The organism is Lysobacter sp. TAF61, from assembly GCF_052113485.1.
In the GTDB taxonomy this organism is placed as follows: domain Bacteria; phylum Pseudomonadota; class Gammaproteobacteria; order Xanthomonadales; family Xanthomonadaceae; genus Lysobacter_J.
The window spans coordinates 438,883-452,144 of record NZ_JBFRDH010000001.1 but is presented as its reverse complement, the minus strand read 5'-3'; the positions used below and the strand labels follow the sequence as shown (position 1 = coordinate 452,144).

At 68.6% G+C, this 13,262-nt stretch carries 15 protein-coding genes; 2 read left to right on the top strand and 13 right to left on the bottom strand.

Features of this window, described 5'->3' with window-relative positions:
- Window positions 1–6: 6 nt before the first annotated feature.
- The 8 genes from AB4Y64_RS02055 to AB4Y64_RS02020 are packed head-to-tail and all read right to left on the bottom strand — an operon-like array spanning window position 7 to window position 5,398.
- A complete protein-coding gene (locus tag AB4Y64_RS02055) occupies window positions 7–972 on the bottom strand; it encodes a DUF979 domain-containing protein (protein WP_441814785.1) in 966 nt (321 codons plus the stop codon).
- The gene (locus tag AB4Y64_RS02050) at window positions 959–1,684 is read right to left on the bottom strand and encodes a DUF969 domain-containing protein (protein ID WP_441814784.1); all 726 of its coding nucleotides are present in this window, start codon (window positions 1,682–1,684) and stop codon (window positions 959–961) included. Before AB4Y64_RS02050 ends, AB4Y64_RS02055 begins: the two co-directional genes overlap by 14 nt.
- On the bottom strand, window positions 1,681–2,433 hold the full coding sequence (locus AB4Y64_RS02045) for a 5-oxoprolinase subunit PxpA (protein WP_441814783.1): 753 nt from the start codon (window positions 2,431–2,433) through the stop codon (window positions 1,681–1,683). The genes AB4Y64_RS02050 and AB4Y64_RS02045 overlap by 4 nt, the downstream gene beginning before the upstream one ends.
- A gap of 20 nt (window positions 2,434–2,453) precedes the next feature.
- The gene (locus AB4Y64_RS02040; RefSeq protein ID WP_200604882.1) at window positions 2,454–2,618 is read right to left on the bottom strand and encodes a LiaI-LiaF-like domain-containing protein; all 165 of its coding nucleotides are present in this window, start codon (window positions 2,616–2,618) and stop codon (window positions 2,454–2,456) included.
- A gap of 29 nt (window positions 2,619–2,647) precedes the next feature.
- Window positions 2,648–3,607, bottom strand: a complete 960-nt coding sequence (locus tag AB4Y64_RS02035; protein ID WP_441814782.1) for a biotin-dependent carboxyltransferase family protein — start codon at window positions 3,605–3,607, stop codon at window positions 2,648–2,650.
- Window positions 3,604–4,308, bottom strand: a complete 705-nt coding sequence (gene pxpB / locus AB4Y64_RS02030; protein ID WP_441814781.1) for a 5-oxoprolinase subunit PxpB — start codon at window positions 4,306–4,308, stop codon at window positions 3,604–3,606. The genes AB4Y64_RS02035 and pxpB overlap by 4 nt, the downstream gene beginning before the upstream one ends.
- Window positions 4,305–4,733 (bottom strand): HIT domain-containing protein, encoded by a 429-nt coding sequence (locus tag AB4Y64_RS02025; RefSeq protein ID WP_441814780.1) that lies wholly within the window; start codon window positions 4,731–4,733, stop codon window positions 4,305–4,307. Before AB4Y64_RS02025 ends, pxpB begins: the two co-directional genes overlap by 4 nt.
- Entirely contained in the window at window positions 4,730–5,398 is a 669-nt protein-coding gene (locus AB4Y64_RS02020) for a dienelactone hydrolase family protein (RefSeq protein ID WP_441814779.1), read from the bottom strand. The genes AB4Y64_RS02025 and AB4Y64_RS02020 overlap by 4 nt, the downstream gene beginning before the upstream one ends.
- Before the next feature lie 234 nt (window positions 5,399–5,632).
- Here AB4Y64_RS02020 and rimO point away from each other — a divergent pair, with 234 nt between their 5' ends.
- Window positions 5,633–6,982, top strand: coding sequence for a 30S ribosomal protein S12 methylthiotransferase RimO (gene rimO, locus AB4Y64_RS02015; protein WP_441814778.1), 1,350 nt, complete (start codon window positions 5,633–5,635; stop codon window positions 6,980–6,982).
- A 97-nt stretch (window positions 6,983–7,079) separates the two neighbouring features.
- Here rimO and AB4Y64_RS02010 read toward each other — a convergent pair whose 3' ends face one another.
- The 3 genes from AB4Y64_RS02010 to AB4Y64_RS02000 all read right to left on the bottom strand — a co-directional run bounded on the left by AB4Y64_RS02010 (window position 7,080) and on the right by AB4Y64_RS02000 (window position 9,786).
- Window positions 7,080–7,613 (bottom strand): outer membrane beta-barrel protein, encoded by a 534-nt coding sequence (locus AB4Y64_RS02010; RefSeq protein WP_441814777.1) that lies wholly within the window; start codon window positions 7,611–7,613, stop codon window positions 7,080–7,082.
- 110 nt (window positions 7,614–7,723) lie between these two features.
- Complete coding sequence (gene greB, locus AB4Y64_RS02005) at window positions 7,724–8,230, bottom strand: transcription elongation factor GreB (protein WP_441814776.1); 507 nt, start codon at window positions 8,228–8,230, stop codon at window positions 7,724–7,726.
- 8 nt (window positions 8,231–8,238) lie between these two features.
- Window positions 8,239–9,786, bottom strand: a complete 1,548-nt coding sequence (locus AB4Y64_RS02000) for a helicase HerA-like domain-containing protein (RefSeq protein ID WP_441814775.1) — start codon at window positions 9,784–9,786, stop codon at window positions 8,239–8,241.
- Between the two features lie 236 nt (window positions 9,787–10,022).
- On the opposite strand from AB4Y64_RS02000, the gene AB4Y64_RS01995 reads away from it, so the two are divergent.
- Window positions 10,023–11,576, top strand: coding sequence for a transglycosylase SLT domain-containing protein (locus AB4Y64_RS01995; protein WP_441814774.1), 1,554 nt, complete (start codon window positions 10,023–10,025; stop codon window positions 11,574–11,576).
- Window positions 11,577–11,699: 123 nt separating this feature from the next.
- Here AB4Y64_RS01995 and asd read toward each other — a convergent pair whose 3' ends face one another.
- Together asd and AB4Y64_RS01985 are read right to left on the bottom strand one after the other, a co-directional pair.
- Complete coding sequence (gene asd / locus AB4Y64_RS01990; RefSeq protein WP_441814773.1) at window positions 11,700–12,551, bottom strand: archaetidylserine decarboxylase; 852 nt, start codon at window positions 12,549–12,551, stop codon at window positions 11,700–11,702.
- Window positions 12,548–13,204 carry an SCO family protein gene (locus AB4Y64_RS01985; RefSeq protein WP_441814772.1) on the bottom strand — a complete coding sequence of 219 codons (657 nt, stop codon included), beginning with the start codon at window positions 13,202–13,204 and terminating at the stop codon, window positions 12,548–12,550. The genes asd and AB4Y64_RS01985 overlap by 4 nt, the downstream gene beginning before the upstream one ends.
- Between the last annotated feature and the right edge of the window lie 58 nt (window positions 13,205–13,262).

Below are 13,262 nucleotides of genomic sequence, written 5' to 3'. Positions count from 1 at the left end.
GCATCGTCATTTGAACGCCAGCCAGTACATCAGCACCAGGTTGACCACCATCAACGGTACCGCCGTCGCGACCTGCGCCCGGATCACCGCATTGGGATCGTCCAGTTCCAGCAGCGCCGCCGGCACCAGGTTGAAGTTGGCCGCCATGGGCGTCAGCAGCGTGCCGCAGTAACCGGTCAGCATGCCCAGCGCGCCCAGGATGGCAGGCGCGGCGCCGTGCTGCTGGATCAGCAGCGGCAGGCCGATGCCGGCGGTCATCACCGGGAAGGCGGCGAAAGCATTGCCCATGATCATCGTGAACAGCACCATGCCCAGCCCGTAGGCAAGCACGCAGGCCAGGCGACTGTCGGCGGGGATCAGCGCCGACACAATCGACGCCACCGCCTCGCCGACGCCACTGGCGGCGAACACGCCGCCCAGGGTCGCCAGCACCAGCGGCAGCAGCGCCGCCCAGCCCATCGTGTCGAGCAGGCGGCGGCCTTCGCTGGCGGCGCGGATCGGCCGCTCGCGCGTGACCACGATCGCGGCCAGCGCCGACAGCACGCAGGCCAGGGCCAGGCCGATCAGGGTGATGCTGCCTTCGCCGAACAAGGGCGTGCCGAACACCACCACATATTTGCCGAACAGCACGATCAGCACGGTGATCGCCGGGATCAGCAGCGCCGGCACGAACAGGCGATGGCCCAGCCGTAGCGCCGAGGCCTTGCGTTCGGCTTCCGGGGCCTCGGCGATGTGCTCGCGGCGCATGCGCGTGGCCAGCAGCGCCAGCGTGATCACCGCTGCCCCGGCCAGTTGCGAGGGCAGGGCGTTGCCGGCCTTGCTCGCCGCCAGCACCAGCTTGCCGGTGGCGAACAGCACGCCCAGCAGCGACCAGAATGCCGCGTGTGCATGGCGGCCCTCGCGCAGGTTGCAGCCGCCGGCGAAGAACAGGAACAGCGCCAGCAGGATGTAGAAATGCTCAATCGACAGCATCGCTGCGCTCCACGCGGTCGGCGGCGGCTGTCATGCGCCGGGCCAGGCCGCGCTGGAAGAACACGATGCGCACGGCGTGGATGACGAACGCGGCGACCGCGGTCGGGATGGCCCACAGCGCGATCTGCAGCGGCTCCAGGGTGATGCCGTGCTCGGCGTAGAAGCCCTGGATCAGCAGCACTGCGCCGAATGCCAGGAAGACGTCCTCGCCGAAGAAGCGGCCGACGTTGTCGGTGGCCGCGGCCAGGGCGTGCACGCGCTGGATCTCCTCGCGCGGCAGCGCGCCCAGCGCCTGCACGCCGGGCGTGCGGTTGGCGGCCGATTCCGACATCGGCGCCAGCAGCGGGCGCACGGTCTGGGCATGGCCGGCGATGTCGATCAGGCCGAGCGAACTCAGGCCCTGGCGGGCGGCAAGGTAGACAATCAGCAGCCGCGCCAGGGTCAGGCCGCGCCAGCGCGCGATCCACTGCAGCGCGTGCTCGCGCAAGCCTGCGCGTTCGAGCAGGCCGATGGTCGGCAGCGTCATCGCGAACATCAGCAGGGCGCGGTTGGAGACGAAGCTGTCGCCGAGCAGGGCCAGCAGCTCCGGCATCGACTTGCCTGCGGCCAGGCCGCTGACCAGTCCGGCGCTGACCACGACGATCACCGGATTGGCACGCAGCACGAAGCCGACGACCACCCAGGCGACGCCAAGCAGCGGCCAGTAGTTCATGCGGTCGCCATCGCCGCGATGACCACCCCGTCGGCCTCGAGTGCATCGCGCACCGCCCGGGCGAACAGGGCGGCATCGCTTCGATCGCCGTGCAGGCAAAGCGTATCGGCCCGCAGCGCGACGATGCTGCCGTCGTCGGCGACGACTTCGCCGCGGCTGGCCAGGCGCCGCACCTGGGCGATCGCGGCATCGAGCGATTCGATCACCGCGCCGTCGCTGCCGCGTGGCAGCAGGCGGCCACGCCGGTCGTAGCCGCGTTCGGCGAATACCTCGTGGGCGACGCGCAGACCGTGCGCGGCGCCGGCATCGGCCAGTGCCGAACCCGACAGCGCGAACAACACCAGCGACGGATCGATCTCGCGCACGGTCGCGGCGATCGCATCGGCCACCCCGCGATCGTCGGCGGCGACGTTGTAGAGCGCGCCATGCGGCTTGACGTGCACCAGCCGCACGCCTTCGGCAGTGGCGATGGCGGCCAGGCGCTCGATCTGGGCGCGCACGCTGCGGGCGATCTCCGCCGTGGGCACCGACAGCGCCCGCCGGCCGAAATGCTCGCGGTCCTCGAACGAGGGATGCGCCCCGGCGGCGACACCGTGCGCGCGGCACAACAGCAGTGTTGCGCGCATCGTGGCCTCATCGCCGGCGTGACCGCCGCAGGCGATGCTGGCCGAACTCACCAGCGGCACGATCGCCGCATCGTCGCCGCAGCCTTCGCCCAGATCGCAGTTGAAGTCGATGTGCTTGCTCACGTCATGGCCGGATCGCGGCTTCAGCCGCGCTTGAACAGCATGCCCAGCCCGACCACGATCAGGATGGCCGGCCACCAGGTCATCAACATGCGGCCCAGGCTCATGTCGGTGTAGCCAAGGTTGTTGAGCAGGAAAAGGGTGCCGATAACGACCAGCACCAGCGCGCCGATGACATTGGATTTCATGGGGTTCCGAAAGGCAGGAGTTGAAGGGTTCAGACCGCGGGCACGCGCGCGTCGATCATCACACCAATTCTGGCGACCCGCGCACGCGCCGCGCAAGCCAGGCGGTGGGCGGTGGAGGCATCAACGGCGGCGAAATGCAGAGTCTGTCCCGGAATGCACTGCGCCAGCCGCGGCAGGTCGGCGGCGATGACATGGCCCAGCCGCGGGTAGCCGCCGACCGTCTGGGCGTCGGCCAGCAGGATGATCGGCTGACCATCGGGCGGCAGCTGGATCGTACCGGGGGCCACCGGCTCGGAGATGCCATCGGCCTGCGTCGAGGGCAGCGCCTCGCCCTGCAGGCGCAGGCCCTGGCGATTGCTGCTGGCGCTGACCTTCCAGCCGCGCCTGGCCAGTGGCGCCGACCAGGGATGCGCGGACGGCTGATAGCGGATGGGCGCACGCGGGTCTTCGTCGTGGCCGGGATCGATCCACCAGCGCACGCTTTGCATGCGTTCGCACTGCGACGGCGGCGTGGCGCCGAGCGGTAGCCAGTCGCCATTGTGCAGGGCGCGACCGTCGAGGCCGCCGAAGCCACCGCGCAGGTCGGTGCTGCGGCTGCCGAGGATCACTGGCACGTCGATGCCACCGCTGATCGCCAGCCATGCGCGGGCGCCGCCACGGATCGCATCGATCTCGAGCGTGCCCGCGGGCAGCAGCACCGGTCGGCCGCACGGGACCGGCTCGCCGTTCCAGTGCGCCGTCACCGCGGCGCCGATCAGCGCGATGCGCAGTGGCGCATGCAGCTGCAGGGTCGGGCCATGCAGGGTCATCTCCAGCACTGCGGCATCGGCAGGGTTGCCCACCAGGCGATTGCCCAGGCGCGCCGCATCGCCATCGAGTGCACCGGCATGGGCGACGCCGAGGTGGCGCCAGCCGACGCGGCCGAGGTCCTGGACGGTGGTCAGCAGGCCAGCGCGCGTCACCCGCAGGCCGTTTTGCAGTTCCTTCATTCGCCGTAGTCCGCGAAGCAGTCGGCGTCGATCGCGACGAACTTCACGCGATCACCGGGCAGCAGCAGCGACGGTGTCGCACGCGTCGGATCGAACAGCACCCGTGGCGTGCGGCCCAGCAGGCGCCAGCCGCCGGGACTCTCTCGCGGATAGATTCCTGTCTGCGCACCGCCGATGGCGACGCTGCCCGCGGCGACGCGCGCGCGCGGCGTGGCCAGGCGCGGCAGCGCCAGTGCCGGATCAAGACCGGCCAGGTAGGGAAACCCGGGCGCGAAACCGATCATCGCCACGGTGTAATCGCCGTCGACGTGGCGCGCGATCAGTTGCTCCTGAGTCAGCCCCAGTTCGGTCGCGGCGGCGGCAAGGTCGGGACCGAACTCGCCGCCATAGGCGACCGGGATCTCCACGGTGCGCGACTGCGCAGGCATCGCGATCGCCGCGTAGTCGCCGCTGTCGTTGCTGCCAAGCAGGGCCAGCAACTCGGCGTGGACGTGCGCCGGGTCGACATGGGGGTCGAAGAACACGCCCAGGCTGGCGAACGCCGGGACCAGGTCGCGCAGCCAGTGCGGCTTGTTTGCCTGCAGTCGCGCGGCAAGCGCGTGGACCTGGAGGTTGAGCCGGGCATCGATGCGGTCGCCGAAGCGCAGCAGCCAGGCATCGTCCGCCAGCGCTTCGATGTCGCAGCCCGGTGGCGTGCTCACTGCGGCAGGGCGCCCTGCAACTGCTGTATCCGCGTCACCAGCGCTTCGGGCGTGTAGGCCTGGGCACTGGCCGTGCCCCACACCGGCCGCGGCCAGGCGATGTCGTCGTGGAAGCGGGCGATGACATGGATGTGCAGCTGCGGCACCACATTGCCCAGCGCGGCGACGTTGATCTTCTGCGGCTTGAACTCGACCTGCAGGGCACGGCTGGCGGCGCTGATCTCGCGCATCAGCACGGCCTGCTGCGCTTCATCCAGATCGATCAGCTCCACTGCGTCGGCCACGCGCGGGATCAGGATCAGCCAGGGATGGTTGGCGTCGTCCATCAGCCGCAGTTCGCTCAGGCCCAGGTGGGCGACCGGATGGGTGTCCTCGGCCAGTTGCGCATGCAGCTGCCAGCCGCCGGTGTTCGCAGAGCGATTCATCGCAGGTTCTCCGCCAGGAAATCGAGGGTGCGGTGCCAGGCCAGTTCGGCGCTGACTGCATGGTAGGCGTGGTTGTCGACGTCGCGGTTGAAAGCATGTCCCGCGCCAAGGTAGACGTGCACGGTCGCGCCGGGATGCTTGCTGCGATGAAGGTCGATCACGTCGGAGGGGATGCTGCTGTCGTTCTCGCCGAAGTGGAACATCATCCGCGCGCGCAGCGGTTCGTCGAGGAATGGAACCGTGCGCGCACCGTAGTACGACACCGCCGGCAATCCGAGGCGGGTGTTGGCCAGGTACGCCAGGCTGCCACCCCAGCAGAAGCCGACCACGCCAACGCGCAGACCTTCCCGATGCAGTTCGTCGACCGCCTCGCTGATGATGTCGACCGCGCGCTCGAACCCCACTTCATTGCGCAGTGCGGCACCGCGTTGCGTCCCGGCTTCGTCGTAATCCAGCTCGACCCCCGGGGCCACCGGGTCGTACAGCGCGGGCGCCAGGGCGACGAAACCGGCCGCGGCGAAGCGTTCGGTGACGCTGCGGATGTGGGCGTTGGCGCCGAAGATTTCCTGCAGGACGATCACGGCACCCTTCGAGGGGCCGGTCGGCTCGGCGCGCCAGGCCCGGACGGGGCCATGCGGGGTGTCCAGATCGATCCAGTGGGCCATGGGGAGAGGTCCATTCAGTTGGCGGGAGTGACCGGCGTGTTCAGTTTCGCGGCGCAATTCGCCATTGGGGGCGGTTGATTCTAGCGCCGGCGCTATAATCCGCAGCCATCGTGTCGTCCACCCTGTCTTCCCGGGCGCAGCGAGGGACCTGCTGTAGCCGCCGAGCGCGTGGCCAGCAGGTCGCTCGCTGCGCTTGGCGCGACTGCATTTTTTTCGATCAGCCCGGTTCGCTTAATGTCCCTAGCCAATCCCAAAGTCGGTTTCGTCAGCCTCGGTTGCCCCAAGGCGCTGGTCGACTCCGAACGCATCCTCACCCAGTTGCGCGTGGAGGGCTACGACATCGTCCAGACCTACGACGATGCCGACGTGGTGGTGGTCAACACCTGCGGCTTCATCGATTCGGCCGTGACCGAATCGCTGGATGCGATCGGCGAAGCGATCGCCGAAAACGGCAAGGTCATCGTCACCGGCTGCCTGGGCAAGAAGCCCGAGCAGATCCGCCAGGCGCACCCGGGCGTGCTGTCGATCAGCGGCCCGCAGGACTACGGCAGCGTGATGAGCGCGGTGCATGCGGCGCTTCCGCCCAAGCACGATCCGTTCCTCAACCTGGTGCCGGACACCGGCATCAAGCTCACGCCCAGGCACTACGCCTACCTCAAGATTTCCGAAGGCTGCAATCACCGCTGCAGTTTCTGCATCATCCCGTCGATGCGCGGCGACCTCGTCAGCCGCCCGGTCGACCAGGTGCTGCGCGAGGCCGAGAAGCTGGCGATGGGCGGCGTCAAGGAACTGCTGGTGATCTCGCAGGACACGTCCGCCTACGGCGTCGACGTCAAGTACGCGCAGCACGAATGGCGCGGCAAGTCGTACCAGACGCGGATGAAGGCGCTGTGCGAAGGCCTCAGCGAGCTGGGCATCTGGACGCGCCTGCACTACGTTTACCCGTATCCGCATGTCGACGACATCATCCCGATGATGGCCGAGACCGGCGCCAACGGCATGCGCAAACTGCTGCCGTACCTGGACATCCCGTTCCAGCACGCCAGCCCGCGCGTGCTCAAGCTGATGAAGCGCCCGGGCGCCGTCGACAAGACGCTCGAGCGGATCCAGCGCTGGCGCGCGATCGCGCCCGACATCACCATCCGCTCGACCTTCATCGTTGGCTTCCCGGGCGAGACCGAGGCCGAGTTCGAAGAGCTGCTGGATTTCCTCGACGAGGCCCAGCTCGACCGCGTCGGTGCGTTCGCCTATTCGCCAGTCGATGGCGCCAGCGCCAACGCGCTGCCCGATCCGGTCGCCGAAGAGGTCAAGGCCGAGCGCCTGGCGCGCTTCATGGAGCGGCAGGCGGAAATCTCCGCGGCCAAGCTCGAGGCCAAGGTCGGCACCACCCAGCGTTGCCTGGTCGATGCGCTCGACGGCGAACTGGCGATCGCACGCTCGATGGCCGATGCGCCGGAGATCGATGGCCTGGTGCAGATCCAGAACGGCTTCATGGCCGGCCTCAAGCCCGGCGAGTTCGTCGACGTCGAGATCATGGGCAGCGACGAGCACGACCTGTTCGGTGAAGTCGCGTTCGAGGACTGAACCACCGGCGGCCCGGCCGTGTCAGGGCTTCGCACAAACAACAACGGCCACCCAAGGGTGGCCGTTGCCGTATCCGCCGATGTTGCCGGCGGTTCGATCAGAAGCGGAACTCGCCGCCGATCGTGAGCGTGTCGACGCGCTGGGTATCGCCGAAGAACGGCACCTCGCGCGTGTCCCAGTAGCCGGTCACGGCGAAGCTCTTGTTGACGTTGAAGCCCATGCCCAGGCCGGCGTACGGGTTCTGGTCCTCGTCGCGGACCTGGATGCCGAAACCGGCGTCCGTGAACTCGCTTTCGATGCGCTCCATGCCGGCACGGCCGGCGATGTAGTAGCCGCCCGCGAACTCGTGCTTCAGGCGCAGGCCCAGGCCGGTGGCGTTCATCTCGACCGAAGCGCCGTCGCCGCTGTCCTTGCCGAGCGAGCCGTAATGGGCCTCGACGCCAATCAGCGAATTGAAGCTGTAACCGAGCCAGCCGTTCATCGCGGTGTCGACTGCGGAGTCGCCATCGACATACAGCGTGGAATTGCCCACCTCACCGCGCACGTAGACTCCCGACCCCTCGGCAGCCGACGCGGCAGTGCAAGCACCGGCCATGGCCAGAGCCAGGACCAGGACATTGAACTTCCTCATTCTTGAAACTCCCCTGTTGGAATGACCCCACCGGAGTGCAAGCACCGGAGGGCGAGGGGGAGGTTGAGAGATTGTTAAAACTGCGTCAACGCGAATTTGTCGCGGTTGCGTCAGGCGTCGCCGTAGTCCACTTCGACGATGACGAAGCGGGCGGCGCCGCCTGGCAGCATCGCTTCGAACTCGTCGTCCACGCGTTTCTTGAGCATGGCCCGCGCCAATGGCGAGTCGATGCTGATCCATCCGGCGCGCGCGTCGGTCTCGTCCGGGCCGACGATGCGATAGCGCTGGCTTTCGCCGCTGGCGATGTTCTCCACTTCCACACGCGCCCCGAAGAACACCGCCTCCGGATCGGTCGGCACGGTGTCGACGACGCGCAGCGATGGCAGGCGCTTGCTGAGGTAGCGCACGCGGCGGTCGATCTCGCCGAGCTGCTTCTTGCGATAGGTGTACTCGGCGTTCTCGGAGCGATCGCCCTCGGCGGCGGCCGCGGCCAGCGCCTTCACCACCTCCGGCCGCTTCACGCGCCAGAGCTCGTCGAGTTCCGTCTTCAGGCGATCGTGCCCGCCGCGGGTGATCAGGGCGGTACTTTTTTCGGCAGGGGGACGCCAGCGCGACACGGGTTGCCTCAGCGCCGGCTCTTGCCGCCGAAAATACCGCCCAGCAAACCGCGCAGGATCTGCTGGCCAATCTGGTTGCCGACTGTGCGCGCGGTCTGCTTTGCCATCGTTTCGACCATGCCCTGGCGGCGCTTGGTGCCGAACACGGCGTCCTTGACCGACTGGCTGAAACCACCGCCTTCCTCGGCGTCGTCCTGCTCGCGCGTGCGTGCCGGCGGCGCCTTGGCCTGCTCGGCCGCAGCCGTGGCCTTCTGCGCCAATGCCTCGGCGGCCGAGTCGCGGTCGATGCGGGTGTCGTACTTGCCGCCGACCGGACTGCCGGCGCGGACCTGGGCGCGCTCGGCTTCGGTGATCGCGCCCATGCGGCAACGCGGCGGAGCCACCAGGGTCTTTTCCACCGGCATCGGTACGCCTTTCTCCTGCAGGGTCGATACCAGCGCTTCGCCGGTGCCCAGCTGCGAGATCGTTTCGGCCACGTCCAGCGCCGGATTGGCGACGAACGTCTGCGCCGCGGTCTTCACCGCCTTCTGGTCGCGCGGCGTGAAAGCGCGCAGCGCATGCTGCACGCGATTGCCGAGCTGGCCGAGGATGTTGTCGGGCACGTCGTCGGGGAACTGCGAACAGAAATACACGCCCACGCCCTTGGAGCGGATCAGGCGCACCACCTGCTCGACGCGCTGCTGCAATGCCGGCGGGGCGTCGTCGAACAACAGGTGCGCCTCGTCGAACACGAACACCAGCTTGGGCTTGTCGAGGTCGCCGACTTCGGGCAGGTTCTCGAACAGCTCCGACAGCAGCCACAGCAGGAAGCTCGAATACAGCCGCGGCTTGAGCACCAGCTGGTCGGACGCGAGGATGTTGATCACGCCGCGACCGTCGGTATGCGTGCGCATCAGGTCGGCCAGTTCCAGCGCCGGCTCGCCGAAGAACATCTCGCCGCCTTCCTGCTCCAGGCGCAACAGCGAGCGCTGGATCGCGCCGATCGACTGCGCGCTGACCAGGCCGTAGCTGGTGGAGATGTCCTTGCGCTCGGCCGCGACCAGGCCGAGCAGGGCGCGCAGGTCCTCCAGGTCGAGCAGCAGCAGGCCGCGGTCGTCGGCCAGCTTGAATACGATGTCGAGCACGCCCGACTGGGTGTCGTTGAGTTCCAGCACGCGCGCCAGCAGGGTCGGACCCATCTCGCTGACGGTGGTGCGAACCGGGTGGCCGAGCTTGCCGAACAGATCCCAGAACACGACCGGGCTGGCCTGGCTGGCGTAATCGCCAATGCCTATCTCGGCTACCCGCGCCTGCAGTTTGTCGTTGCTCGCCCCGGCCAACGCCAGGCCGGCCACGTCGCCCTTCACGTCGGCCAGGAACACCGGCACGCCCAACCGCGAGAAGCCCTCGGCCAGGGTCATCAGGGTCACCGTCTTGCCCGTGCCGGTGGCGCCGGCGACCAGCCCATGGCGATTGCCGAACTTCGGCAGCAGGTAGACCTGGCCGTGGCTCTCGGGCAGGGAGGTGGGCGTGGTGACAGCCTTGCCGATGAGGATCGTGCCTGGGGTCGGGTCCATGTCCGGGTCCGTGCTCGGGGTCAGTGGGGAAGTGCGGTCGATTCTATGCGGGGTCGCTGAATGCTGCTTGGCGCGCATCGGCCCGCCGGAATGTTCGCAAGGACCCGTTATCGGCAACGCAGCGGTCGGCAACTGCCACGCATATCCCCATTCACGCGCTTCCCCGGAAACAGCGCTTGCCCCTGTTCGCACGGCAACGCTACCCTCCCAGTCCCCCGCCTTTTCAGTTGTCGTCCATGCCCGTACTGGTTCGTCCCTCCGTCGCGCTGATCGCGCTCGGTCTCGCCGCACTCGCGCCCAGCGCGCATGCCCTCTCCAAGCGCGACCAGGCGGCAGTGGAGGTCCTCGATCAGCGCATGGCGGCCGCCGAGGCCCGCTACCGCGAGGGCATCGTCAAGGTCGGCAACACCGACCCGGCCGGCCGGACCGAGGTCGATGCCGCGCTGGAGGACATGGAAGACGTGATGGCGGCCTGCGTGAAGCAGAAGGGCTGCTCGCCGACCACCATGCTCACCGCCTACAAGCGCCTGCTCAAGCAGAACGCCGACCTGGCCGCGGGCGACGACGTGCCCGAGGACAACGAGGACGAGGGCGCCGGCAGCATCACCGCCGACGTGCCCGAGGCCGCGCGCGCGGCGGCGCTGCTCAGCGCCGACGGCGAGCGCTTCGTCAAGATGGTGCAGTACAACCCGGCCGTGCAGGCCGGCATCCGCCGCTGGCTGACCGACATGCGCGGCGCGCTGATCGACACCCACGAGAACTACCAGTACCTGCGCCAGTCGATGTGGCCGCAGTTCGAGCGTGCCGGCCTGCCCGAGGCACTGCTGTTCGGCGTGATGGCCAAGGAGTCCAACGGCCGCGTGCATGCGACCTCGCGCGCCGGCGCCGCCGGGCCGATGCAGTTCATGTACGGCACCGGCCGCCGCTTCGGCCTGGGCGACGACGGTACCGGTTTCGACACGCGCTATGACGCGCGCGCCTCGGCACAGGCCGCGGCGTCCTACTTCAACGAGCGCCTGGGCGAACTCAATCGCAGCATCGAGCTGTCGCTGGCGGCCTACAACGGCGGCGAAGGGCGCGCGCTGCGCGTCTACAGCAATTCCGGCGGCCGCAACTTCTGGGACGAGTCGGTCTACAACCAGTTCCCGGCCGAAACCCGCGACTACGTGCCGATGGTGATCGCCGCGGCCTGGCTGTTCCTGCATCCCAAGGAATACGGCCTGAGCTTCCCCAAGGTCGACGCGCGTGCGGCCGGCCTGCGCCTGAACAAGCCCAGTTCGATCTACGAGCTGACCATCTGCCTGGGCAGCAGCGGCTCGCGCGACGGCTACATGCGCGCGCTGCGCAACCTCAACCCGCGATACGAGGCCGACCGCTACCTGCCTGCCGGCACCACGCTCAATGCGACCACGAAGATCGTCAGCCTGTACAACCGCTGGTGCGTGCAGGGCCAGCGCGCCGACCTGGCGCACACGCTGGTGACCAGCGATGCCAGTTCGGCGATCGTGCGCACCGGCCCGGTGACGCCGGTGCTGCCGACCGATGCGGTGTACGAGGCCGAAAGTGCCGGAGCCGGAAGTGCCGGCGTTGCCGTCGCGCCGGTCAGGACCGCGCCGAAGAAGGCATCCAAGCCCGGTTCCTACACGGTCAAGCGCGGCGAAACGCTGACCGCGATCGCGCAGAAGTTCCAGTGCGATACCGGCGACCTGGCCAAGGCCAACAAGCTCAAGGCGCCGCGTTACGCGATCAAGCCGGGGCAGAAGATCAAGCTGGACGGCTGCGAGGGCTGAAACGTTCCGTCGTTCCCGCGAAGGCGGGGACCCAGCGTCTTCAACGACGCCAGAAGCAACGTCCCTGGGTTCCCGCCTTCGCGGGAATGACGGGACCAGGGGCGCGGGAATGAAGGACGCTTGTTACGCCGCGTCGACGCGACGCGCCAGCACTTCACCCAGGCGCACCGGCGACTCGCCCTTCAATGACGGATCCAGCGCCGCCACGCCCGGCGGCAGCAGCACGATCACGGTCGAGCCGTAGTTGAAGCGCGCCATCTCGGCGAAGCGCTCAAGGGTGATGTCGGCGCCGCGGTAGTCCTTGACCGTCACCACGTCGCCATAGCGCGGGATCTCCACGCCGCTCCACACCGTCTCCACGCCCGAGACCAGCAGCGCGCCGACCATGACCATCGCCATCGGGCCGAAGTCGGTGTCGAAGTGGCAGACCAGGCGCTCGTTGCGTGCGAACAGGCGCGGCACGTTCTGCACCGCCGCCGGGCCGACACTGAAGAGCCGGCCGGGCACGTGCACGGTTTCGCGCAGCTTGCCGCCCCACGGCATGTGCACGCGGTGGTAGTCCTTGGGCGACAGGTAGACGGTTGCGAACAGGCCATCGTTGAACGGCTCGGCGGCGTCTTCGTCACCGAGCAGCTCGGCGGCGGTGAACGACTGGCCCTTGGCCTGGAAGATGCGGCCATTCTCGATCGGGCCGCACTGGCTGATGCGGCCGTCGGCCGGCATCACCAGCGTGCGCGGATCGGCATCGGCGATGCGCGCGCCGGGCTTGAGTGCGCGGGTGAAAAACGCGTTGAACGTCGGGTAGGCCTGCGGGTCCGACTCGGCCGCCTCGGCCAGGTTGACGCCGAACCTGCGCGTGACCGTGTCGATCAGCCACTGCTTGAGCCACGGCGAATCGGAATACGCCAGGCTGCGCGCCATCGACGACAGCAGTCGATGCGGCAGGACGTAGGTGAGGGCGGTGAACAGGCTCATGGCTTTGCTCCGGCCGCGGCCTGCGTCAGCGCGGTCATGTCCGCGGCGATCGCCTTCGGGTCGAGCGGTGGCTGGACGATGCCGGCCATGCGGCCCTGCGGGTCGAGGACCGCCATCGAGGCGCTGTGGTCGACACTGTACTGGTCGGCCGGGGCGCCTTCGGGTGCCGGCACCTTGGCGAAGACCATGCTCAGCGACTTGGCAAAGCGCTCCAGCGCCGGCACGTCGGCGGTGGCGGCGAGAGTGTCGCGGTGGAAGGCATGGGCGTACTCGCCGATGCGGTCCGGGCTGTCGCGCTCGGGATCGACCGAGACGAACAGCACGCGCGGACGGGTCGCTTCCGGCAGTGCGGCCCATTGCTTCTGCGCGCGCGCCATTTCCGCCAGGGTCGTCGGGCAGACGTCCGGACAGTGGGTGAAGCCCAGGAACACCAGCGTCCAGTGGCCCTTGAGCTCGCCGGGCACCAGCGCGGTGCCATCGGACTGGCGCAGGGAGAACGACGGCAGCTCGCGCGCCGGCTCGAACAGGCGCACGGCCTGGGTCTGCGGCCACCTGGAATGGGTGACCGGGCCGAAATGGCGTTGCGCGGCCCACAGCCCGAGGGCGGCGGCGACGGCGGCAATCAGGATCAGGACGGTGGTGCGATTGAACATGTCGCCTCTTGAACGGCAGGCCCGGCTGGGCGCGCGGGCATGATACCGGGCGTGCGTG